Raw genomic sequence first — 22,544 nt, forward strand, 5'->3', positions numbered from 1 at the left:
ATTGTTGAGCCTCACCATACTCGTTTACTGGGGATAGTCTTTCAGGCCTTTTTTAATAGTTATTTCTGTTCTAAAGCGGTTTGACCAAATGGATTTTAGAAAGTAGATGTTCTATTCATTTTCTTCATAAAGCCCGATGGTAAGCTCTGAATTTTTGTTCATGGCTGCTCTGTACATTCCTGCAGTATTAAACTCCATCGCAAAATTGCCTTCATTGTCTATAGCGATGATTCCACCATTGCCACCCAGTGCAGGGAGCTTATTTTGAATAACTTCAGAAGCTGCCTCCTTTAAGCTCATATTTTTATATTCCATCATTGCAGAAATATCATAAGCAACAACCCCTCTTATAAAGAATTCACCCCAACCGGTACTGGAAATTGCACTGGTTTTATTATTCGCGTAGGTACCTGCACCAATAATTGGGGAATCTCCAATTCGATTATATTTTTTGTTAGACATACCACCGGTTGAAGTTCCTGCGGCGAGATTGCCATTTTTATCCAGAGCTACACATCCAACAGTGCCGAATTTTTCGTCTTTTATCAAAGGATCGAAAAATGCAGTTTTCTTGGAATTATTTTCTCTTTGCCGAGCTTTTTCCATTGCTCTGAATCGCTTTTCAGTATAAAAATATTCAGGATCTACGACCTCAAGTCCTTGTTCTTTTGCAAACTGCTCAGCACCTTTTCCTGAAAGTAGCACATGTTCTGAATTCACCATCACCTCATAAGCCAGGTTAATAGGGTTTTTAATATTGGTCACTCCAGCAACTGCTCCCGCATTCAGAGTTTTTCCATCCATAATTGAAGCATCAAGTTCATTCCTGCCTTCATTAGTAAAAACAGCTCCTTTTGCCGAATTAAAAAGAGGACTGTTCTCCATTACATTAATTGTTCTTTGCACCGCTTCCAGTGCTGTTCCACCATTGGCAAGTATTTCATGACCAGTTCGTATAGCTTCCTCCAGTTTCAATTTATAGGCCTGCTCCAGTGAGTCGCTCATGTTTTCCTTTAAGATAGTTCCCGCACCACCATGGATCACAATTCCAAAATTCGGGGTCGAATCCTTTTGTTTAGTAGTTTGAGACGTTTTTTCTGCTGAATTCTGGGTTTTATTCTCATTACAACTTATAAATAGCAGTAGACCAAATAGGACAAGTAGATTTTTCATATTTCAGGAATGAATTGGATTGAAATTACTAAAAAATTGAGGCATATACCTTATAAACCGACAATTTTCGTTGGATTTGCGCCAGCGATAGGAGCATAAAGCCCGGAGGCACCCTGAAAGGCGTGACGAGGACTTGGAGCGGATAGCGCGGTGTAGGGCAGGCGCCCAAATTAACTGTATTATAAACATTTTCTGAACTGGAATGTTTAATTTTAGTAAAAATTAGAACATATGCCAGTAGACGGACCTTTTAATTTAAATAAATGGATAGAGCAGAATCGTGAAAGCCTGAAGCCGCCGGTAGGAAACCGAAATCTATACAAAGAATCTGGGGATTATATTGTGATGGTCGTTGCTGGTCCAAATGCCCGTAAAGATTATCATTATAATGAGACCGAAGAACTTTTTTATCAGCTGGAAGGTAATATCCAGGTTCATATACAGGATAACGGGGAGAAAACAACTATGAAATTGGGACCCGGAGATATGTATCTGCATCCGGCTAAAGTTCCACATTCACCAGAAAGGAGCGAGGGTTCTATTGGACTGGTTATAGAACGTAAAAGGATAGGTGAAGATGGTAAGGATGGCTTGATGTGGTTTTGTGATAATTGCAACCATAAGTTATATGAAGTGTATTTCCCGCTTCAGGACATCGAAACCGATTTTCTGCAGCATTTCAGGCATTTCTATAACAGCAAGGAATTGAGAACATGCGATAATTGCGGGGAAGTAATGGAGGCCGATTCTAGATTCACATCTGACGTGGAATAGCGGTTTATTTTTCCTATTTTCGCAACAACTACACAAATTAATCGATAAAAACGCAAATTAATGAGCAAAATTGCTGAAGAATTCGGGATTAAACAAGCCCTGGAAGATTTAGGATTAAACGACATCAATAACGGAACATCGACCGGTACCGACTGGTTTAGTAACGGAGATATTATTGAATCATATTCACCTGTAGATGGCGCTTTGATCGGGAAGGTTAAGGCGACTACAAAAGAAGATTATGAAAAGGTGATCACAACTGCCGATGCCGGCTTTAAGGAATGGAGAACATGGACTGCTCCACAGAGAGGAGAAGTTGTGCGCCAGTTTAACGATGAACTTAGAAGACTGAAAGAACCACTAGGAAAGCTGGTTTCTTATGAAATGGGAAAATCATACCAGGAAGGTCTTGGTGAGGTTCAGGAAATGATAGATATCTGTGATTTCGCAGTTGGATTATCCAGACAGCTTTATGGACTAACCATGCATAGTGAGCGTCCTGGACATAGAATGTACGAACAATATCACCCACTGGGAGTTGTTGGGATCATTTCAGCATTTAACTTCCCAGTAGCCGTTTGGTCATGGAATACTGCCCTGGCCTGGGTTTGTGGAGATGCATGTATCTGGAAAGGTTCAGAAAAGACCCCTTTAACTTCAGTAGCCTGCCAGAATATCGCGGCCAGGGTGTTTAAAGAAAATAACGTGCCTGCAGGTATTTCCTGTTTAATTACCGGAGACTATAAAGTAGGTGAAATGATGACCAAGGATGACCGAGTACCTTTGATATCGGCTACTGGTTCAATTAAAATGGGTAAGATCGTAGCTCAGGCAGTTGCTGCTCGTTTAGGAAAATCATTGCTGGAATTAGGAGGAAACAATGCCATTATAGTGACTCCAGATGCTAATATCAAAAACACGGTGATTGGAGCTGTATTTGGAGCCGTTGGTACTTGCGGTCAGCGTTGTACTTCAACCAGAAGACTTATAGTTCACGAAGATGTTTATGATAAAGTAAAGGAAGCCGTGGTAAGCGCATACAAGCAAATTAGAATAGGGAATCCTCTGGATGAGAATAATCATGTAGGTCCTCTTATTGATAAAGATGCGGTTAAGAACTACCAGGCTGCTTTAGATAAAGTAGTTGAAGAAGGCGGAAAGATACTAGTTGAAGGTGGAGTACTTGAAGGTGAAGGTTATGAAAGCGGGTGCTATGTAAAACCTGCTATTGCCGAAGCTGAAAACCACTTTGCGATCGTTCAGCATGAGACGTTTGCACCGGTTTTATATCTTATGAAGTATTCAGGAGATGTAAGTGATGCCTTAAAACTTCAGAATGGAGTAAAACAAGGTCTTTCTTCGGCAATTATGACCAATAATCTTAGAGAGGCTGAAAGATTCCTTTCTGCGGAAGGTTCAGATTGTGGAATCGCCAATGTAAATATTGGTACTTCTGGAGCCGAGATTGGTGGTGCTTTTGGAGGTGAAAAGGAAACAGGCGGAGGCCGTGAAAGTGGTTCTGATGCCTGGAAAGTTTATATGAGAAGACAAACAAATACGATTAACTATACAACCGAATTACCCCTAGCACAGGGAATAAAGTTTGATCTATAGTTTAGTTCAATTGAGTGTTATTAAGAGCCCCGATAATTTCGGGGCTCTTTTAATTTCTGATTTTCATACGTGTACAAAGTTAAATCGAACTTAAATAGTTGGGTGAGATTTGTCTTCAGAACATACATTCTTTATTTTCGGCAAAGAATAAATTACAATTACAATGAGCGAAATTTCCAGAGAACAGGCAGGTGAAGAACTTTCTAAAAGAACAGAAAAGTTCGAAAAAGATGATGTTGAAAAAGTGATCAATAAAGAGGAAAAGATCCTGGATAAATTTGAAAGCAAAGGTAAATTGAAACGTTATTTAGATGACGCGATGCTTCTGTTTTCCCTTGTCAAGGATTATGCTAGCGGGGAATACAGGGAAATTCCATTTAATATCGTTGCGGCGGCTGGAGCAGCATTACTTTATGTTCTGTCTCCAATTGACCTGATCCCGGATTTTATTCCGGTATTGGGATATTTAGATGACGCTGCAGTTGTAGGGTTCTGTTTAAATCTCATGGAAAAGGATCTTGCAACTTACCAGGTGTGGAAAGATGCTAAATCTGCATAAGTCTTAAAAAATAGAATAAAAAAAACCGCTCAGATTCTGAGCGGTTTTTTTATGTGATAACTTGTATGTATTAAAACCTGTAGCCAATATTAAAACCTGCATTGAATTCTATCGCTGAAAATCGATCTTTCACTTCATCACTAAAGTTCCTGCCAATGTTTAAAAATGGACCTAATACAAAAGTGTCATTAAAATTCCATTTATAGCCCGCTCCAAGACCAATAATAAAAGAATTCATGTCTGTAACTGTACTTCCCACAAATGCAGGTTCATCTACGTCATCACCATCCTTTGTAAACTCACCGGTGCGATATTTTAGAAATGGGTTTATAAAAAGACCGGAGGCTGCATATTCTTCCCCGAAATAATAGTTGTATCCCAATTTGAAACTATTGGTATCAAATTTTCTTGAACCATTTTCAGAATGATAATTCATGCGGTCATTAATAAGAATTACTCCTTCTAAAGACTGATGGTTATCAATAAACCTTTCATAGCCAAATTCTACAGATGCTATGGCGATGGTATTGGCAATATTTAATTTGATTTCGTTGTTTTTTACTCCACTTTGAGAATATCCCATATTAAATGTGGTTATAAAGATCAGGGCAACTATTATTTTTTTCATCAGTGATTTTAAGTTTTTCGATTAAAAAAACCCTGTTAAAAGTAAACAGGGTTTTGTATTTATTTTTCGAATATAGAATATTTTATTAAACCATTCCGTTGGCTTCTACCCATTTAAATTTATGCTGATCCTGAGGAACCGCAATTCTATCGGCAATTCTATGCATTCTATCAGGAAGTGCCATTAGGTAATCACGTGCTTTTTCAGCATCATCTGTAAGAGATCGCATTTTATCAATCTCCCAGTAATCGTTAAGTTTCCTAAGAATGTCGATATAATCGTAGGTAGTATATACACCTAATCTTTGGGCAGCATTAGAGAAATTCTCAAAAGCTTCTGCTATTCCCTGGCCAGATTCTCTAATAAACTGGGCAGGCATTACGATCTTTTTCTTCATCATATCCTGGAAGGCAAGCATCATTTCACTCGGGTCATGTTCAAAGATCGTCTTCACAAACTCTCTATATGCCATGTAGTGTCTCATTTCATCTCCTGCGATGATATTACACATTTTACCAAGCATCTTGTTTCCCTTCTTCTTAGCTAACTGTCCCACACGTTTGTGAGAAATATTAGTTGCTAATTCCTGGAAGCTAGTGTAAACGAAATTTCTGTAGGGATCTCTTCCGGTTCCAATATCAAACCCATCATTAATAAGATGTTGAGTAGTTTTTTCAACCTCTTTCATATCTACCCTACCAGAAAGGTATAAGTACTTATTTAATGTATCTCCGTGACGATTTTCTTCACCAGTCCAGTGGCGTACCCATTTTGCCCAGGCATTATGTTCGCCTTTTGATTTACCGTGTTGCTCTACACCTTCCATGTCCATAAGCCACGATTCGTAGGTTGGCAGGGCTTCTTCTGTTACCATATCTGCAACTAAAACCACCCAAAAATCATAACCAAGTTCTTTGGCTTCTTCTCTTATCTGGTGTACTTCATCAAATCCAGATTCATTCTGAAGATTCGGTAGGAGGTCTGTAGGTTGCCATATTTCTTCAACCGGGATAAGATATTTTTCTATAAATCCCTGAACAGATTTCTCCACCGTGTTCATTACTTCTAATCGTATATTGTCTAAGGCCATTTTTTATCTCTTAAATCTAACAATCTATAGGGCATCATTCTTTTAAAGCCTATATTTTACAAATCCCGCAATAAACATGCAGTAAATCCTGAGTCTAAAAAACTGTTATTTAACAGTAATAGATAAGATTAATCTTCAAATATAGGAATAGTCTTTTAGAGGACGTAATAAAAAAAGCCTAATTTCTGCCCTGTTCATTAGGGTAAAATGAGTGCACGGGATCACTTTGGTATATCTCTTTTGAATCTATATCTATTGCAGAAACTGGTCCTTTAAAGGCTGCCCCGGTGTCAACATTCCAGATATTTGCTTTTTTAACGGGTGTGGTTTCACCGATTCGTGTTACTGGAGTGTGTCCTATATATATTTCCTTAAAATGTTTTAACCGCTTAGGATATCGAAAGTCATCCAGTTTAATTTCCTCGTTTATAGCCAGAGCCATTTCCCATAAAGTACGATCCCAGTAAAAGGCGGTTTCGTGATACTCGAATTCTGGTCCATGTAGATTTGTGAATCCTGCATGCACAAAAAGTCTGTCATCCTGATCCTGGTAGTAATTAACCATTTCACTGAAGAATTTTTTGTGTTTTTTCTTATCCTCCTCTGTAAAATTTCGATATGCATTTAAACTTGACTGGCCACCATGCTCCAGCCATTTTTCATTCATTTCTCCTGTTTTAAGCCACTTATGAGCCAGATCATCATGATTTCCTCTAATAAAGATGCATGAATTCTGTTTGGCAAGTTCTATTAAATAAGAAACCGTATTTGCAGAATCACTCCAACCATCTACATAATCTCCCAGGAAGATCAATTCGTCTGAGGTTGACAGATCTATTTTTTCTAAAAGCTGAATAAGTGCTTTTAAACCGCCGTGTAAATCCCCCAGTACCAGTGTTCTTGACATATTAATTATATTTTACCTTTCTTAATATTCGCATACTTTCCTTGTATGAATGGTATACTTCCTTGCTGTAGGCCTTAAGATAAGGTTTGGCTTCCTCCAGTTTCGTTAAAGCTTCGGTAAAATTATTCAAATAGCATAATAAATATGTAGATGGTAGATTTTTAATGTCTTTCTTTTCTACTGAATTGAGCTCAATTCCTTTTTTTAATTTTTTGATCAGAGCCTGGTTAGTATTGTAGATATGATAAAGGGTTTTTTTATCGAATTTCGGCGGAACAAATAGTAATTCCCCGTTGATGTCATAACTGCCGTTATCCCTGAACCTTATAACGACTTCTTCCAGGGGATAATATTGAAACTGATCATGCAGTCCCAAATGCACATATTCAATGATCTTAAATTGATTATTATCCTGAACAATACTTACCTCATCAAGATCTGAATAGAATAATTTCACCTGCTCATTGATCAATTCTATATCTACCCGGGAAAAGTAAGTCTCATTTTTTATTTTTTTCTCCTTGCCAGCCCAGCAAACCACGAAATATTCTTTAAAAACCTTGTATGATGGATTATAATCCTTTCTCTTTTTCATAAAATCGAAAACTCCGTCCAGGGTATATTCAATATTATTATGAGAATGGTTTTCTATAGAAGAAACGATTGTAGAATTAGCGTCTTTAATTTCAATATCAAAAACTTTTGGCATACTTATACTGCCATCCCGAAGAAAAACAGATCCGCCATAGTATTTCCAGATATTCTTCCTGAAAGAGCATATTTTACCATGATTAGGCCTAATGGTTACCAGGCCTACGACTAGATTATCTGGTAAATGAGGAAAAGGAATATTCTCGTATGAAATGATCGGTGGATTGCTTAGGTAAGCATTAATAAGATTCTGGATCTTACTATCGTCATAAAAGTCTATACCTACAATTTTACTGTCTTCATCTTCAACTCCAATAACTATATAAGAATTGTTTTCGGGGTTTGAATTTGAGAGCGCACAAATATGTTTCAGGAATTTTGCCTTGCCTTCCTTTTCACCAATGTTTAGCTGACGCTTTTTATCATAAAAGCTGTTCTCATCATTGTGAGCAAGCAGGTTTTTGATAAGCAGGCGTTTATTGATCATGATTCAGGTTATCAGGACATTTAAATCTAAAGTTATTCTGAAAGCACCAGAGTAGGTTTCAACCTAATTTAAGTAATAATCGTTTGATCTTACGATCTAAATATAAAATTTACCGCGGAAATAATTTCGATTTTACTTTGCAAGCTGATTTTATGTTCATTATGCTTGGTTTTGTTTTGAATGAATTACATAAAATGACCATAAAACAAAAAGTACAGGAAATGTATGCTGCCGGGTTTAAATTAAATATTGATAATCTCCCCTGGCAGCACTGTATGATTTTTGTTAAAAAATAAAGATCTCTATTTCCTGTCGACCATGGTACTGGACGCCTGGGCCGTTGGCATTACTGTTAAATCTGCAATATTTACATGATAAGGTCTGGTTACTACAAAATGAATAATATCTGCAATATCTTCTGGTTGTAATGCTTTAAATCCCTGATAAACCTTTTCGGCTTTATCTGAATCTCCTTTAAAACGTACGTCGCTGAATTCTGTTTGAGTAAGACCTGGATTTACGGCTCCAACACGAATTCCGTTACCATTAAGGTCAATTCTCATTCCCTGGTTAATAGCGTCCACGGCATGTTTGCTGGCACAGTAAACATTCCCATTGGGATATACTTCTTTTCCCGCCGTAGAACCAATATTGATAATATGGCCAGATTGTCTTTCTATCATTCCGGGAATGATAGCTTTACTTACGTACAGCAAACCTTTTACATTAATATCCAGCATCGCATCCCAGTCGTCCATGCTTCCGGTTTGTATAGGATCCAGACCATGCGCATTTCCGGCGTTGTTTACCAGGATATCTATATTTCTGAATTCTTCCGGAAGAGATTCAATAGTTTTAAATACTTCTTCCCTGTTCCTCACATCAAAACTGAGGATGTGTACCGAACTTTCTACAGATAGCTCATTTTTTAATTGTTCCAGACGGTCGGTTCTTCTCCCGCATAGAATCAGTCTTATCCCTTCCAGGGCAAATCTTATTGCAGTAGACTTACCAATACCACTGGTAGCACCGGTTATTAAGGCAGTTTTCATTTTCTAATTTTTAATTTCTAATGTAAGGAAGTAATAGTTGTAATATATCAATGGTCTATTAAAGCATGGTTAAGGTCCGTTAAATTTAGTTAAATGTAAAAGCTTGCGAGAAATATTGCACAAAGCTTGCCCTTAGGCTATCAAACCTAATAAAATCTACATATGAGATATTTAAAAAATGTAACCTTAAAGAGTTTGATGATCGCAACTTTCATTTCCCTGGGATTAACAAGTTGTAGCGAAGATGATGATTCTAATCCTTCTGGAGAAGGAAGTGCAAATCTTACAGTTAGAATGACCGATGCACCTGGTGACTATGAGGCTGTTTTTGTCGATGTTCAGGATATTGAGATCCATGTGGAATCTGATAATGAAGCTGAAGCAGAGGCAGATGTTGACGGAGATGGATGGGTAAGTGTTGGTGATGTACAAACTGGTGTTTATGATCTTCTAGAATTAACCGGAGGAGTTTCTCAGTTACTGGCAGATACAGAAGTTCCTGCTGGATATGTTAGCCAGATGCGTTTGATCCTTGGTTCAGAGAATTCTGTGATCGTTGATGGAGTTGAGAAACCATTAAATACTCCGAGTGCTCAACAATCTGGTCTTAAGTTACAACTGAATCAGAATTTCGAAGCTGGTGAGAACTATGCTTTTCTTTTAGATTTTGATGTAGATAAATCTGTTGTTGAAACAGGAAACGGTGGCTATAACCTAAAACCAGTTATTAGACTTTCTGCTGAAGCTGATGCCGGAATGGTAGTAGGTAAAGTAGTTGTACCCGCAGATATAGACATGTCTGTTCAAACTCTTGTAGTATTAACTGGAGAATCTACAACCATCTCTGCGTATACAGATGCTGAAGGTAATTTTGCATTAAACGGTGTTCCAGCCGGAGTATATAGTTTAGAAGCAATTCCAGAAGCAGATGCTAACTTAAGCACTTTCGCAATTGGAACTGTTGAGGTAAAACCAAATGAAACTACAGATCTTGGAGAGTTAACTCTCTAGTATGAATTTGATCTATATATCTTTTAAAGGGCAGCACTCAAAAATGCTGCCCTTTTATTTTTAACCTTTTTTTAACGACTCTAAATCCAATAAATTTTCAATTTGCGACGCTTACAACAAGTACGTATATTCACGACATCAAAATCTGAAAATCATGATGGAAAACGATTCATCTGTTGATATCGCCAGTATTAACGAGAAAATTGAAAAGGAAAGTGCTTTTGTAGACCTGCTCACCAGGGAAATTAATAAGGTGATCGTAGGGCAGAAACACATGGTAGAGCGCTTACTAATTGGTTTGCTGGGTCAGGGTCACATTCTGCTTGAAGGTGTTCCCGGGTTGGCAAAAACATTAGCGATTAATACACTTTCCCAGGCAGTACATGGGAGTTTTAGCCGAATTCAGTTTACACCAGACCTTTTGCCGGCAGACGTTGTTGGTACCATGATCTATAATATGAAGGTTAATGATTTCAGTATCAAAAAGGGACCTATTTTCGCCAATTTTGTACTTGCAGATGAGATAAACCGTGCTCCGGCTAAAGTGCAATCTGCACTACTTGAGGCTATGCAGGAAAAGCAGGTGACCATTGGTGATGAAACTTTTATCTTGGATAAACCTTTCCTGGTAATGGCCACACAAAACCCGGTAGAGCAGGAAGGAACATATCCTTTGCCAGAGGCTCAAGTGGATAGATTCATGCTTAAAACGGTGATCAACTATCCTCAAATGGCAGAAGAGCAGCTAATTATCAGAGCTAATCTTAAGGGAGGATTTGAAAAGGTAAATCAGGTTGTAGACATTGAGCAGATTCTTAGAGCTCAAAGTGCGGTAAGGGATGTATATATGGACGAGAAGATCGAGAAATATATACTGGATATCGTATTTGCTACCCGTACGCCAGAAAAATATAATCTTGAGGATATTAAACCATTAATTAGTTTTGGAGCTTCCCCTCGTGGAAGTATAAACCTGGCTATCGCTTCAAAATGTTACGCATTTATTAAGCGAAGAGGTTACGTGGTGCCAGAAGATGTTCGTGCAGTTGTACATGATGTACTTCGTCATAGAATAGGTATTACTTATGAAGCCGAAGCTGAAAATATAACTTCAGAAGATCTTATTAATAAGATCGTTAACGAAATAGAAGTACCATAGCAATTCACAATTATCAACTAAATCGACCTGCCATTATCTAATTGGTTATCGAAAATTGTTTATTGAAAGAAATGGATACAAAGGAACTTCTTAAAAAAGTTAGAAAGATTGAAATTAAGACCCGCAGACTGAGCGATCATGTCTTTGGGGGTGAATATCATTCTACTTTTAAAGGTCGAGGGATGACCTTTAGTGAAGTGAGGCAGTATCAATTCGGGGATGATGTACGAAGTATAGACTGGAATGTAACCGCGCGATACAACGAACCCTTTGTTAAGGTTTTTGAGGAGGAACGGGAATTAACCATGATGTTGATGGTAGATGTTTCTGGCTCTGAAATGTTTGGTACCCAGGAACAGTTTAAGAAAGAGGTCATTACAGAGATCGCCGCCACCCTGGCATTTTCAGCTACAAAGAATAATGATAAGATAGGTCTGATGTTATTTACAGATCGCATAGAATTATACATACCTCCTAAAAAAGGGAGATCACATGTACTTCGAATAATCCGTGAACTCCTTGAGTTTAAACCTGAAGGTACAAAGACAGATATCGTTGGAGCCTTGAAATATCTTTCTAATGTGATGAAAAAGAAAGCGATCGTCTTTTTGCTTTCAGATTTCATGGCAGATGATTATCAACATACCCTGAAAATTGTTGCGGGGAAGCATGATTTGACCGGGATCAGGGTTTTCGATAAAATGGAAGAGACTATTCCAAATCTGGGGATAGTACAAATGCAGGATGAAGAAACCGGTGAATATATTACGGTTGATACAGGATCAAAAGCGGTTCGCAGGTCTTATTCAAAATATTACCAGGATCGCCTTAATTACTTTCATCAAAGTTTCTCTATTAGTGGAGCTGGAACCATCAATAACCGGACTGATGAAAGCTATGTAAAAAAATTATTAGGCTATTTTAAAAGGAGGGCTTAAAAGAAAAATGTTCAGAAATATTAAACACACATATTCAAATTTAAATATCTCAGGTGGGCTGGGATTTCTGTTTTTAATATGCTCATTTCTATTAGTAGACTCCGTTTCGGCTCAACAAGTTTCGGCCAGAATTGATTCTACGACCATAAAAATCGGGGAGCAGATAAAATATCAAATAGAGGTACAGTCCAATCCCGAAGATCTGGTTGTCTTTCCAGAGGGAAATACATTTTCTCCACTGGAAATAGTGGAATCTTTGGAGGTAGACACCCTTAGAGAAAAGGGTAATTATAAATTACTTAAAGAATATTTCCTTACGCAGTTCGATTCCGGGAAATATGTAATTCCCCGCCAGGAGGTTCTTATTGAAAGCAGTTCTTTCTACACAGATTCAATACCTGTAGAGGTGAATGATGTGGTGGTAGATACCACCAAACAAAAACTTTACCCTATAAAACCTTCGGTAGAAGTACCGCCTGGATTTAGTATTCCAGAATGGTTGTGGTGGTTGATAGGCATATTATTAATTGCTGGCCTGGTAGCTTTTTTAATTATAAGGAAGAAAAAGAAAGATGCTGAAGAATTTGAATTGCCTCCCTATGAAGAGGCAATGGCTGAACTTCAAAAACTGGATAACGCACATTACCTTGAAAAAAGAGAGATCAAGGAATATTATTCTCAGTTAAGTTTTGCGGTACGTAAATATCTTGATCGTAAGATCTATGATCACGGACTGGAAAGAACTACTGGAGAGCTTATACTATACCTGGAGGAACAAAAGAGTCAGGGCAAATTAAATCTAACTAATGAGACGATCAGGGATTTTGAAAAGATTCTTAAGCGTGCTGATTTGGCTAAGTTTGCGAGGTCTAAACCAGATGTGATAACAGCCAAAGAAGACCGCTCAAAAACTCAGCATATTATTGATGATCTAAGAGCTTCTGTTCCTGAGCCTACCGAAGAAGAGTTGCTTCAGGATGAAGCTTTTCGCCAGGAGCAGGCCAGGAAAAGAAAGAAACGCCGTATTATTATTGGTATCGCAGCGGGAGTGCTTATAATTATCATGGGAGTAACTGCATTGATCGCTACAAAAGGATATACCTATGTTGTAGATACTTATTTAGGCCACCCTACCAAAGAATTGTTGGAAGGTGAATGGATAAGTAGTGAATATGGAAATCCTTCGGTAGCGGTCACAACGCCTGAAGTACTTGTACGCGGAGAGATAGAAATGCCTCAGGATGTAGAACAAATGATGGTGGGCTCCGAAACTTTTATGTATGGAAGTCTGCTAAGTAATTTCTACGTTACACTTAGTACGATCAAATTCCAGGGAGAAGTAAAGTTCGATGCGCAAAAGGCTATTGATGGTATTTACACGAATCTAGAAGCTCAGGGAGCTCGAAATATTATCATGAAACAGGAAGATTTCACTACGGTTAACGGAACTGAAGGAACTAAGATATTTGGAACTTTAGAAGCAGAAAACCCAGTTACTGGTGAGTCTATTCCTAACGAATATGAGATCCTGAATTTTGCTGAAAAGGGCGGTTTTGAGCAAATAATGGTTATTTATAACGAAAATGATCAGTATGCTAAAGAGATCACTCAGCGTATAATTAACTCGGTAGAAATAAATAATCTGAACGAATAATGTTTGCAAATTTCACATTTGAGAACCCGGAATTTTTCTGGTTATTCTTATTGCTTCCGCTGGCAATAGCCTGGTATTTCTGGAAGAGGAATAAGCAAACTGCAGAATTAAAAATATCTACCACCAGGGGCTTTAAAGTGAAATCTGGATTTTTGCCAAAACTAAGACCTGTCCTTTTTCTCCTACGTCTTTTAGCACTATCCTTTATTATTGTTGCGATGGCTAGACCTCGTACAGTTGATATTTCTACTGAAACCAGTAGTTCACAGGGGATAGATATAGTGATGGCCATAGATGTTTCAGCAAGTATGCTTGCGAGAGATCTGCAACCAAATAGACTGGATGCCTTGAAATCTGTAGCTGAAGAATTCGTGAAAGATAGGCCTGGAGATAGAATAGGACTTGTCGCTTATGCCGGAGAAAGCTTTACAAAAACTCCAATTACCAGTGATAAGGCGATCGTTTTAAAGGCACTGGAAGATATTGAGTATAATGATGTATTAGAAAACGGAACCGCTATAGGTTCTGGTCTGGCTACGGCTGTTAATAGGCTTAAAGACAGCAAAGCAGAAAGTAAGGTGATCATTTTACTTACTGATGGAGTAAATAATTCCGGATTTATAGACCCTAAAACCGCAAGTGAACTTGCTGTTGAATTCGGGATCAAGGTTTATACCATCGGGGTGGGAAGCAATGGAATGGCTCTTTCTCCAGTAAGCGTTGATCAAAGAACCGGTAGGATTATATTCGGAAGGGTGCAGGTAGATATCGATGAAGATCTGTTGAAAGATATTGCTGCTTCAACTGATGGTAAATACTTCCGGGCTACAGATAATGAGAAGCTGGAAGAGATCTATGAGGAGATAGATTCTTTGGAGAAAACAGAAATAGAAGAGTTCCGCTATTATAATTATGATGAAAAGTTCAGGCCATTGGTGCTATTAGCCGCCGGACTTTTACTATTTGAAATATTACTGAGACTCACAGTATTTAGAAGTTTTATATAAGATGTTCGTATTCGAGGAAGAAATATGGTTTTGGTTATTGCTGGTGATCCCGGTGATCATCCTGATGTTCCTGATATTTATTTTCTGGCAGAATAGAACTAGAAAAAAATTCGCCAGTAATTCACTTTTATCACATCTGGCACCTAATCGCTCGCGCTCTAAACCAGTAATAAAACTGGTGATTTTTCTTCTTGCCCTGGCAAGTTTAGTGGTAGCCCTGGTAAACCCTAAAATGGGTACAAAGCTTAAGACGGTTAAAAGAGAAGGTGTAGATATCGTTTTTGCTATAGATGTATCTAAAAGTATGGATGCCGAAGATATTGCTCCAAGCAGGATTGAAAAGTCCAAGCAACTCGTTAGCCAGATCCTGAACAATCTGGGAAGCGATCGCGTAGGGCTTATAGCTTATGCAGGTGGAGCCTATCCTCAGTTACCCATAACTACAGATTATTCTGCGGCAAAAATGTTCCTTCAGGCCTTAAATACAGATATGATCTCCTCTCAGGGTACAGCAATTAGTGACGCTATCGAGCTTGCTACCACCTATTACGATGATGAGCAACAGACCAATAGGGTGCTTTTTATCATTAGTGACGGGGAAGATCATGAAGGGAATGTCGAAGAAATTACTGAGCAGGCTTCAGAACAGGGAATTCGCATTTATACTATAGGAGTTGGGACCGAAAAAGGTGGGCCTATCCCAATTAAAAGAAATGGAGTAGTTCAGAATTATAAAAAGGATAATCAGGGAGAAACGGTCATTACAAAGTTAAATCCTGAAACCCTGAAGGCTATCGCAAATTCAGCCGAAGGCAGCTATATAGAAGGAAATGTGACCAGCAATGTTACAGATCGTGTGACCGAAGAATTACAGAATATCGAAAAGACCGAATTTGAGGCAAAACAGTTTGCCGACTTTAAATCTCATTTTCAGTTATTTCTGGGTATAGCTTTGGCACTATTATTTCTTGATATCTTTGTACTTGAGCGAAGCACTGCATGGATACGCAAACTGAACCTTTTCAATGAACGTAAGAAGAAAGAAGGAAAAGATGGATCAGAATAAAAATTATAATTTAATTACACTTGGCATACTTGCACTTTTTAGCGTGCTAGGAATCAATGCCCAGGAAAAACCTGAAAAGCTCACCAGGGAATCTAATAAGTATATCGCTGAGGCACAGGAATCTTTATCTGAAAATGATTTTGTCAGCGCAGAAGCTTCTTACCGTAAGGCCATTGCAAAAGATCCCTCAAATACTACCGCGAAATATAATATGGGAAACCTGTATTATACGAAGGAGAAAACCCTGAATGCGGAAGAAAGGCTTAAAGCAGCATTAGAAATTGCTGTAACAAAAGAGGAAAAACATCGTATTTATCATAACCTGGGGAATGCGAATATGCAAAAGAAGAATTATCAGGGCGCTGTAGATGCATTCAAGAATGCATTACGTAATGATCCAACAGATGAAGAAACCAGGTATAATCTTGCGTTAGCGAAGAAAATGCTTGAAAAAGAGCAGCAAAACCAGGACGGGAATAAAGATCAGAACAAACAGGACGAGGATAACAAAGACGAGAATCAGGATAAGGAGAATAAAGACCAGAACCAGGATGGTGAAGGTGGGGAGGATGAGAAGGAAGATCAAAAACCTCAAGACGAAGGAGAGAACGAGAAAGATAAGCAGGAGGGAGACCAGAACGAGGATAAGCAGAAGGACAAGGGAGACGAGCAGAAGAAAGACCCGAAGGAAGGTGATAAGGAAAAGCAACAGCAACAAAGGCCTACACAGGGACAATTATCACCACAACAGATACAGAGTTTGCTAGAGGCAATGAATAATGAAGAAAAGAAAGTTCAGGATAAAATAAATGCTGAAAAAGCGAAAGGTGTCAAAGTGAAATCTGACAAAGATTGGTAACATTTTTGATGAAAATTAGACAAAGAATTGTGCTTATAGTGAGAAAAGGATGAAATTGAAGTATTTAATTTTAAGTTTTTTATTGTGTGCTACCGGCATCATTCAGGCCCAGGTGAGGTTTGAAGCGAAGGTTAGCAGAGAAAAGCTGGGAATTAATGAGCGGCTTAGAGTAGATTTTGAAATGAATGAAGATGGCGATAACTTTAATCCACCTTCATTTGATGGTTTTACCGTTGTGGGAGGGCCTAATCAAAAGATTAGTACGAGTATTCTAAATGGGAAAATGGAATATTCTAAAACCTATAGTTTTTATCTACAGCCTAAGAAAATTGGTAGGCTAACTATAGGTCAGGCAGAGATCATTATTGATGATAAGACTTATAAAACTTCTCCCCTAAAAGTTGAAATTACTTCAGCAGTAGATAAGCCTACAGATGGAGATAATTCTGAAATGATCGCGGAAGATAACTTGCATCTGGTAGCAGAGGTTTCCAAAGCGAACCCCTATCTAAATGAAGCACTAACCGTAGTTTACAAACTTTACGTGAGTCCACGGGTTAGCGTAAGTAACTGGCGTGAACTTGACAGTCCTAAATACAATGATTTCTGGAGCCAGAGTATAGATATTCAGCAATTAAGGGTGGAGAATGGAGAATACGATGGGGAGCCTTATCGCTATGTCATACTAAGAAAGACGATCCTTTATCCGCAGAAGACTGGAGAATTAAATATAGAGCCGCTAACGCTTTCTATAGCTGTTGATGTGCCTAGTGAAAGAAGAGACATCTTTGGTAGCAGGATCTACAAAACGGTTAATAAAACCGTTGCTGCAAATAATAAGAAGGTCAATGTTAAGCCATTGCCTGCTGGGAAACCGGTCGATTTTACCGGAGCCGTCGGGAAATTCAATTTCAATGTAACTACCAGTAAGAATGAGTTGAATGCAGGTGAAAGTTTACAGGCTAAAGTTGAGGTTCGTGGAAATGGAAATTTAAAATTATTTGATCTTCCAGAGCTTACAGCGCCTGCTTCTCTAGAGATGTATGATCCAGAAAGAGTTGAGAATGTAAATACAAACCTTCAGGGAATGCAGGGGAGTATTACTCAAACCTATACTGTAGTTCCAACACGTAAAGGTAAATACCCAATACCGGCATTAACTTTTTCGTATTTCGATCCCACAAGCGAAACTTATAAAACCCAGACTTCAGAAGAAATTCTTATTAATGTAAATAACGGTCCGTTAGCAGGCAATGAACCTTCAAGTATGTCTGGTGTGAATAAACAAACCCTGGCAGTAGATGGTAGGCAGTTTAGATTTATCAAACTAAATACAAAGCTGAAGTCTTTAAATAGGGACGATTTTCTTGGGTCAGCGGCATTTTGGGGAGCCCTTATACTTCCATTAGCTGCAATTCCATTATTTATCTTATTCGGAAAGAAAAGAGAACAAAGAGCCAATGATGTTAGAGGGAACAGAATTAGAAAAGCAGATAAACTGGCCAGAAAATATCTTTCTGAAGCTAAAAGAAATCTTGGAGATCAGAAGGAATTCTATTTATCGCTGGAGCGGTCTATGCATAATTATCTAAAGGCAAAGCTCAATATACAAACCAGTGAAATGAGTAAAGAAAGAATTGATGCTTTGCTGAGAGAAAAGGGTGTGGACGACCAAACCAATTCAGACTTTATCTCATTGCTGGAAAGCTGTGAATTCGCAAGATATACTCCTGCATCTTCAGATGCCATGCAACATGATTATGAAAAGGCCGCAAGTGTAATTTCAACTCTTGACAAACAATTATAAGGATGAGAAAGTTGATATACCTTTGTTTTCTACTCTTTAGTTTTGCTGGGTTTTCCCAGAACGAAGACCTGTTTGAGGAGGCGAATTCTGCATATCAGAGTGGAGATTATCAGAATGCCGTTAATTTCTATGAAGAGATACTGGATAATGGAGAAACTTCCGCAGAGTTATATTATAATCTGGGGAATGCACATTATAAAATGAATAATGTAGCCCCCAGCATATATTATTATGAAAAGGCTTTACAGCTGGCTCCAACAGATGAGGATATAAAAAATAATATAGAATTTGCTCGCAATATGGCGATAGACGATATAGAGGAAGTTGAGCAAACCGGAATAAACCAGTGGTTTAACGGGCTAATTTCTACTTATAGTTATTCTACATGGGCTGTTATTGCTATCATCTTTTCCATTCTTTTCGTGGCTCTGTTTCTTTTGTATTATTTTACTTATACCTCTTTATATAAGAGAGTTCTATTTACAGGCGCAATGCTTGCAGTTCTACTTTGTGGTCTGTCAGTAATCTTCGCTTTTCAGCAACAATCCTATATTCAGGAAAATCAATACGCTATTATTTTTGGTGAGGAGGTAGAAGTTCGGGATGAACCAAATCTTCGCGGTGATGCAAGTTTCGAACTGCATGAGGGGACTAAGGCTAAGGTTTTAGAGGACTACCAGGAATGGGCTAGAATAGAGCTTGCCAACGGAGCTCAAGGATGGGTGAAAAACTCGGCTATCAAGAAGCTATAAGGAAATTTGATAATAGTTTAACTATTTGGTATCATAAGTCTATTGAGATTTCCCTCTTTTATCTTATTTTTGCCGCCGTGAAGAATTTTGCATATATACTTTCTTTTGTATTTATCAGCTTTCTGTTTACTCCAAGTGTGATCGCTTTAGTAGATAGAACAGTTGACATTTCTATTGCTTATAGTGTCAATGAAGAAGAAAGTTCTTCAAAGAATCAAATCACTTTTGAATATAATATTGAAGAATTGGATTCTAATTATGAGAGTATCCATTTTCTCCAATTAAGAAAATTAGACGGACATTATTATAAAGAGAATCTGTATAATGTATTCCTGTCTGTTACTTCTCCACCACCAAAAAAAGCATAAACAATACGCTTTTAAGATTACTCGCTAATCTTCTGTGTTTATCTGTAAATCTCAGATAGACCACTCATTTATTTTTTCAAATCTAATAACAGGTTCTAAAAAAATATAGAATCCTGTATTAATAGTATTGTATTATGTTCAAACAACTTAATAAAGATTTCCCGGCAAGTATTGTCGTATTTTTTGTAGCTATTCCATTATGTCTTGGAATTGCTTTAGCCAGTGGGGCGCCACTATTTTCGGGTTTAATTGCCGGTATAATAGGTGGTATTGTAGTTGGATCTATTAGTGGTTCCAGTCTAGGGGTAAGTGGACCAGCAGCCGGATTAGCTGCTATCGTACTAGCCGCTATTACTAATCTGGGTTATGAAAACCTGTTACTTGCCGTTGTTATTGGTGGGGTTATTCAAATTGGTTTTGGCTTTCTAAAAGCCGGAATTATTGGGTATTATTTTCCTAATAGTGTAATTAAAGGAATGCTTACGGGTATTGGTATCATCATTATCCTGAAACAAATTCCGCACTTTTTTGGATATAGTAATGATCCTCAGGGAGATTGGGCATTTTTTCAGGTAGATGGTGAAAACACCTTTTCTGAAATTTTTAATATGTTCAATAACATCAGCCCGGGAGCAACTCTTATTGCGATTATTGGTATGACCATCCTTATCTTATGGGAGGCTGTTTTATCTAAAAAAGGTAAATTCTTTAAATTAGTTCAGGGGCCGCTAGTAGCTGTTGCAGCAGGTATTATTTATTACCTGGTAACAAGGGATTCAGAAACCCTGGCAATATCTCAGAATCACCTGGTAAATGTTCCGGTACCAGATAGTTTCGATTCGTTTATTGGTCAGTTTACGGTTCCATCTTTTGAAATGATAGGTACCTTACAAATCTGGATCACAGGTTTTACAATTGCCCTGGTAGCCAGTTTAGAAACACTTCTTTGTGTTGAGGCAACAGATAAACTGGACCCTCACAAAAGAACTACTCCAACCAATAGGGAGTTATTCGCTCAGGGAACCGGTAACGTGATGTCTGGATTAATTGGTGGATTACCAATTACTCAGGTGATCGTAAGAAGTTCAGCGAATATTCAATCTGGAGGACAAACAAAAATGGCTGCGATCCTACACGGATTCCTGCTATTAATATCTGTGGTGATAATTCCAAATATCCTTAACTACATTCCGCTTTCTGTATTGGCAGCAATCCTATTCTTGGTAGGATATAAACTTGCCAAGCCATCTTTGTTCAAAGAAATGTACATCAAGGGATGGAAGCAGTTCGTACCATTCATAATTACCATTGTAGGTATTGTTTTTGGTGATTTGCTTATAGGAATTGGTCTTGGTCTTGGTGTTGGGATCGTAGTGATCTTAATCAAGTCATACCAGAATTCACACTTCCTTCATATCGAAAACCAGAATAATGGAAATAAAACCATAAAAATGACGCTTGCTGAAGAGGTAACATTTATCAATAAAGGAGCAATTATCAAGGAGCTTAATAAACTTGAAAGCGATTCTTATTTGATCATGGATGTTAGAAAAAGCAGGTACCTGGATAATGATATTATCGAAATTCTGGATGATTTTAAGATAAAAGCCGCAGAGAAGAATATCGATATAGAGGTGATTTCTGAAAGAGGAACAATTAAGAATCCAGACAGTTACCAGCAATTTTTTGAATTAGAGAAAAAACCAGCTTAATTTTAGCTTTAGCAGAATTTATTAATTAAAAAATAAAATTATGATAACCGAAATTATAGATAAAAACAAACAAACTCAACTATCTCCAGATGCAGTTCTTAACGACCTGATGGATGGAAATAAGAGATTTACTGAAAATAAAATGCATGAAAGGGATTATGCAGCTCAAATTGACAAGACAAGCGGAGGGCAATGGCCACAAGCCGTAGTTCTTGGATGTATAGATTCTCGTGTTCCTGTAGAAACAATTTTTGATCAGGGAGTGGGGGATATTTTTACAGCCAGAGTAGCTGGTAATTTTGAGAATACCGATATTCTTGGAAGTATGGAATATTCCTGTAAAGTTGCTGGAAGCAAACTTGTGCTTGTGTTAGGTCACGAGGCTTGTGGAGCAGTTAAAGCAGCCTGTGATGATGTGGAGTTGGGTAATATCACTCACCTTTTAAGCAATATCAAACCAGCCGTAAAAGCTACTGAAACCGAAGGAGACAGAAATTCAAAAAATGATGCTTTCGTTGCTGGAGTTGTAGAGAACAACGTAAAGCTTACCATGAACAGGATCAGGGAAAAGAGTCCTATTCTTAAGGAAATGGAAGAAAATGGAGAAATTAAGATCGTGGGAGGAGTTTATTCTATCTCTACCGGGAAGGTTACTCTACTGTAATTCATTAAATGAGCCGGAATAGGCTATGAAAAAGAGATTTAAGGTCTGGAGCATATAATGTTCCGGACCTTTTATATTAAAGAGACTTGCTCTTCGTCATTACTATTTAAAAGGTCTCTTTCTTTAACCTGTTTTATGATGGAAGGAAGAAGTATTGGAGCAATACTTTCTACAGGATCATATAAAATAGATTCTTCGAGGCTCTGGTCTTCTACTATCTCGATATGTTCGTTTGTAGCTTTAAAGAACATAATGATCACACTTGCTACAAAAGCAGATTTAATTAGCCCGAATACTCCACCCAGTAATTTATTTACAATACCCAAAGCTGCAAAGGCGGCAACTTTCGTTAGAATTTTACCTGCTAATGAAACCAAAACTACGATGATCACAAAAGTGATGGCAAAGCTTATTAGATTAATGTATTGAGTTCTCCATTCTAACTGGGTTGAAAGAAAATCTCCCAGGAAATGTGAGAGGTGTATTGCTCCATAAATTCCGGCAATGATCCCAATTAGGGAGGCGACTTCTGCTAGCAAACCTCTAAAAAAGCCGCGAACCAAACCATATAGAAGAACGAGACTTAAAATAATATCCACAGTATTCATAAAT

General features: G+C 38.0%; 21 protein-coding genes and 1 pseudogene. 15 read left to right on the forward strand and 7 right to left on the reverse strand.

All coding sequences use genetic code 11. The features are described from left to right. Positions 1-111 precede the first annotated feature (111 nt). Positions 112-1,173 (reverse strand): isoaspartyl peptidase/L-asparaginase family protein, encoded by a 1,062-nt coding sequence (locus G530_RS0102335; protein ID WP_026932996.1) that lies wholly within the window; start codon positions 1,171-1,173, stop codon positions 112-114. A gap of 231 nt (positions 1,174-1,404) precedes the next feature. On the opposite strand from G530_RS0102335, the gene G530_RS0102340 reads away from it, so the two are divergent. From G530_RS0102340 to G530_RS17865, 3 genes and pseudogenes are all read left to right on the forward strand, one after another. Next, entirely contained in the window at positions 1,405-1,947 is a 543-nt protein-coding gene (locus G530_RS0102340) for a 3-hydroxyanthranilate 3,4-dioxygenase (RefSeq protein WP_026932997.1), read from the forward strand. A gap of 60 nt (positions 1,948-2,007) precedes the next feature. Continuing rightward, positions 2,008-3,561 (forward strand): L-piperidine-6-carboxylate dehydrogenase, encoded by a 1,554-nt coding sequence (amaB, locus tag G530_RS0102345; RefSeq protein ID WP_026932998.1) that lies wholly within the window; start codon positions 2,008-2,010, stop codon positions 3,559-3,561. A 319-nt stretch (positions 3,562-3,880) separates the two neighbouring features. Further along, positions 3,881-4,048 (forward strand): annotated as a pseudogene (locus G530_RS17865) (YkvA family protein); the annotation flags it as partial. A 142-nt stretch (positions 4,049-4,190) separates the two neighbouring features. Here G530_RS17865 and G530_RS0102355 read toward each other — a convergent pair. The 5 genes from G530_RS0102355 to G530_RS0102380 all read right to left on the reverse strand — a co-directional run bounded on the left by G530_RS0102355 (position 4,191) and on the right by G530_RS0102380 (position 8,935). Then, positions 4,191-4,748, reverse strand: coding sequence for an autotransporter outer membrane beta-barrel domain-containing protein (locus G530_RS0102355; protein ID WP_026933000.1), 558 nt, complete (start codon positions 4,746-4,748; stop codon positions 4,191-4,193). Positions 4,749-4,833: 85 nt separating this feature from the next. After that, entirely contained in the window at positions 4,834-5,838 is a 1,005-nt protein-coding gene (locus tag G530_RS0102360) for an acyl-ACP desaturase (RefSeq protein WP_026933001.1), read from the reverse strand. 178 nt (positions 5,839-6,016) lie between these two features. Further along, positions 6,017-6,745, reverse strand: coding sequence for a metallophosphoesterase family protein (locus tag G530_RS0102365; RefSeq protein WP_026933002.1), 729 nt, complete (start codon positions 6,743-6,745; stop codon positions 6,017-6,019). A 1-nt stretch (position 6,746) separates the two neighbouring features. Then, positions 6,747-7,883 carry an ATP-binding protein gene (locus G530_RS0102370; protein WP_026933003.1) on the reverse strand — a complete coding sequence of 379 codons (1,137 nt, stop codon included), beginning with the start codon at positions 7,881-7,883 and terminating at the stop codon, positions 6,747-6,749. A gap of 302 nt (positions 7,884-8,185) precedes the next feature. After that, positions 8,186-8,935, reverse strand: a complete 750-nt coding sequence (locus G530_RS0102380; RefSeq protein WP_026933004.1) for an SDR family NAD(P)-dependent oxidoreductase — start codon at positions 8,933-8,935, stop codon at positions 8,186-8,188. 162 nt (positions 8,936-9,097) lie between these two features. Between G530_RS0102380 and G530_RS0102385 the strand changes: the two genes are divergently transcribed. The 12 genes from G530_RS0102385 (at position 9,098) to G530_RS0102440 (ending at position 21,932) form a co-directional block, all read left to right on the forward strand. Continuing rightward, positions 9,098-9,946 (forward strand): DUF4382 domain-containing protein, encoded by an 849-nt coding sequence (locus G530_RS0102385; RefSeq protein ID WP_026933005.1) that lies wholly within the window; start codon positions 9,098-9,100, stop codon positions 9,944-9,946. A gap of 154 nt (positions 9,947-10,100) precedes the next feature. Further along, on the forward strand, positions 10,101-11,105 hold the full coding sequence (locus G530_RS0102390; RefSeq protein WP_026933006.1) for an AAA family ATPase: 1,005 nt from the start codon (positions 10,101-10,103) through the stop codon (positions 11,103-11,105). A gap of 71 nt (positions 11,106-11,176) precedes the next feature. Next, complete coding sequence (locus G530_RS0102395; protein WP_026933007.1) at positions 11,177-12,043, forward strand: DUF58 domain-containing protein; 867 nt, start codon at positions 11,177-11,179, stop codon at positions 12,041-12,043. A gap of 7 nt (positions 12,044-12,050) precedes the next feature. Continuing rightward, on the forward strand, positions 12,051-13,697 hold the full coding sequence (locus tag G530_RS0102400) for a hypothetical protein (RefSeq protein WP_026933008.1): 1,647 nt from the start codon (positions 12,051-12,053) through the stop codon (positions 13,695-13,697). Further along, entirely contained in the window at positions 13,697-14,704 is a 1,008-nt protein-coding gene (locus tag G530_RS0102405) for a vWA domain-containing protein (RefSeq protein ID WP_026933009.1), read from the forward strand. Before G530_RS0102400 ends, G530_RS0102405 begins: the two co-directional genes overlap by 1 nt. Before the next feature lies 1 nt (position 14,705). Then, on the forward strand, positions 14,706-15,770 hold the full coding sequence (locus tag G530_RS0102410; protein WP_026933010.1) for a vWA domain-containing protein: 1,065 nt from the start codon (positions 14,706-14,708) through the stop codon (positions 15,768-15,770). Then, the gene (locus G530_RS0102415) at positions 15,730-16,629 is read left to right on the forward strand and encodes a tetratricopeptide repeat protein (RefSeq protein ID WP_051199656.1); all 900 of its coding nucleotides are present in this window, start codon (positions 15,730-15,732) and stop codon (positions 16,627-16,629) included. The genes G530_RS0102410 and G530_RS0102415 overlap by 41 nt, the downstream gene beginning before the upstream one ends. A gap of 49 nt (positions 16,630-16,678) precedes the next feature. Then, positions 16,679-18,436: a BatD family protein gene (locus tag G530_RS0102420; RefSeq protein WP_026933012.1), complete on the forward strand. Its 1,758-nt coding sequence runs from the start codon at positions 16,679-16,681 to the stop codon at positions 18,434-18,436. Between the two features lie 2 nt (positions 18,437-18,438). Then, positions 18,439-19,188, forward strand: a complete 750-nt coding sequence (locus tag G530_RS0102425) for a tetratricopeptide repeat protein (protein ID WP_026933013.1) — start codon at positions 18,439-18,441, stop codon at positions 19,186-19,188. Between the two features lie 77 nt (positions 19,189-19,265). Then, positions 19,266-19,556, forward strand: coding sequence for a hypothetical protein (locus G530_RS16465; protein WP_089661825.1), 291 nt, complete (start codon positions 19,266-19,268; stop codon positions 19,554-19,556). 134 nt (positions 19,557-19,690) lie between these two features. After that, positions 19,691-21,268, forward strand: coding sequence for a SulP family inorganic anion transporter (locus G530_RS0102435; RefSeq protein WP_026933014.1), 1,578 nt, complete (start codon positions 19,691-19,693; stop codon positions 21,266-21,268). A gap of 40 nt (positions 21,269-21,308) precedes the next feature. Beyond that, positions 21,309-21,932: a carbonic anhydrase family protein gene (locus G530_RS0102440; RefSeq protein ID WP_026933015.1), complete on the forward strand. Its 624-nt coding sequence runs from the start codon at positions 21,309-21,311 to the stop codon at positions 21,930-21,932. 71 nt (positions 21,933-22,003) lie between these two features. Here G530_RS0102440 and G530_RS0102445 read toward each other — a convergent pair whose 3' ends face one another. Further along, a complete protein-coding gene (locus tag G530_RS0102445) occupies positions 22,004-22,540 on the reverse strand; it encodes a CvpA family protein (RefSeq protein ID WP_026933016.1) in 537 nt (178 codons plus the stop codon). Positions 22,541-22,544 lie beyond the last annotated feature (4 nt).

This window comes from Christiangramia echinicola DSM 19838 (assembly GCF_000423065.1).
In the GTDB taxonomy this organism is placed as follows: domain Bacteria; phylum Bacteroidota; class Bacteroidia; order Flavobacteriales; family Flavobacteriaceae; genus Christiangramia; species Christiangramia echinicola.

Coding starts and splice junctions, on each gene's coding strand:
- G530_RS0102335 (WP_026932996.1), bottom strand. CDS start 1,173: ATGAAAAATCTACTTGTCCTATTTGGTCTACTGCTATTTATAAGTTGT.
- G530_RS0102340 (WP_026932997.1), top strand. CDS start 1,405: ATGCCAGTAGACGGACCTTTTAATTTAAATAAATGGATAGAGCAGAAT.
- amaB (WP_026932998.1), top strand. CDS start 2,008: ATGAGCAAAATTGCTGAAGAATTCGGGATTAAACAAGCCCTGGAAGAT.
- G530_RS0102355 (WP_026933000.1), bottom strand. CDS start 4,748: ATGAAAAAAATAATAGTTGCCCTGATCTTTATAACCACATTTAATATG.
- G530_RS0102360 (WP_026933001.1), bottom strand. CDS start 5,838: ATGGCCTTAGACAATATACGATTAGAAGTAATGAACACGGTGGAGAAA.
- G530_RS0102365 (WP_026933002.1), bottom strand. CDS start 6,745: ATGTCAAGAACACTGGTACTGGGGGATTTACACGGCGGTTTAAAAGCA.
- G530_RS0102370 (WP_026933003.1), bottom strand. CDS start 7,883: ATGATCAATAAACGCCTGCTTATCAAAAACCTGCTTGCTCACAATGAT.
- G530_RS0102380 (WP_026933004.1), bottom strand. CDS start 8,935: ATGAAAACTGCCTTAATAACCGGTGCTACCAGTGGTATTGGTAAGTCT.
- G530_RS0102385 (WP_026933005.1), top strand. CDS start 9,098: ATGAGATATTTAAAAAATGTAACCTTAAAGAGTTTGATGATCGCAACT.
- G530_RS0102390 (WP_026933006.1), top strand. CDS start 10,101: ATGATGGAAAACGATTCATCTGTTGATATCGCCAGTATTAACGAGAAA.
- G530_RS0102395 (WP_026933007.1), top strand. CDS start 11,177: ATGGATACAAAGGAACTTCTTAAAAAAGTTAGAAAGATTGAAATTAAG.
- G530_RS0102400 (WP_026933008.1), top strand. CDS start 12,051: ATGTTCAGAAATATTAAACACACATATTCAAATTTAAATATCTCAGGT.
- G530_RS0102405 (WP_026933009.1), top strand. CDS start 13,697: ATGTTTGCAAATTTCACATTTGAGAACCCGGAATTTTTCTGGTTATTC.
- G530_RS0102410 (WP_026933010.1), top strand. CDS start 14,706: ATGTTCGTATTCGAGGAAGAAATATGGTTTTGGTTATTGCTGGTGATC.
- G530_RS0102415 (WP_051199656.1), top strand. CDS start 15,730: ATGAACGTAAGAAGAAAGAAGGAAAAGATGGATCAGAATAAAAATTAT.
- G530_RS0102420 (WP_026933012.1), top strand. CDS start 16,679: ATGAAATTGAAGTATTTAATTTTAAGTTTTTTATTGTGTGCTACCGGC.
- G530_RS0102425 (WP_026933013.1), top strand. CDS start 18,439: ATGAGAAAGTTGATATACCTTTGTTTTCTACTCTTTAGTTTTGCTGGG.
- G530_RS0102435 (WP_026933014.1), top strand. CDS start 19,691: ATGTTCAAACAACTTAATAAAGATTTCCCGGCAAGTATTGTCGTATTT.
- G530_RS0102440 (WP_026933015.1), top strand. CDS start 21,309: ATGATAACCGAAATTATAGATAAAAACAAACAAACTCAACTATCTCCA.
- G530_RS0102445 (WP_026933016.1), bottom strand. CDS start 22,540: ATGAATACTGTGGATATTATTTTAAGTCTCGTTCTTCTATATGGTTTG.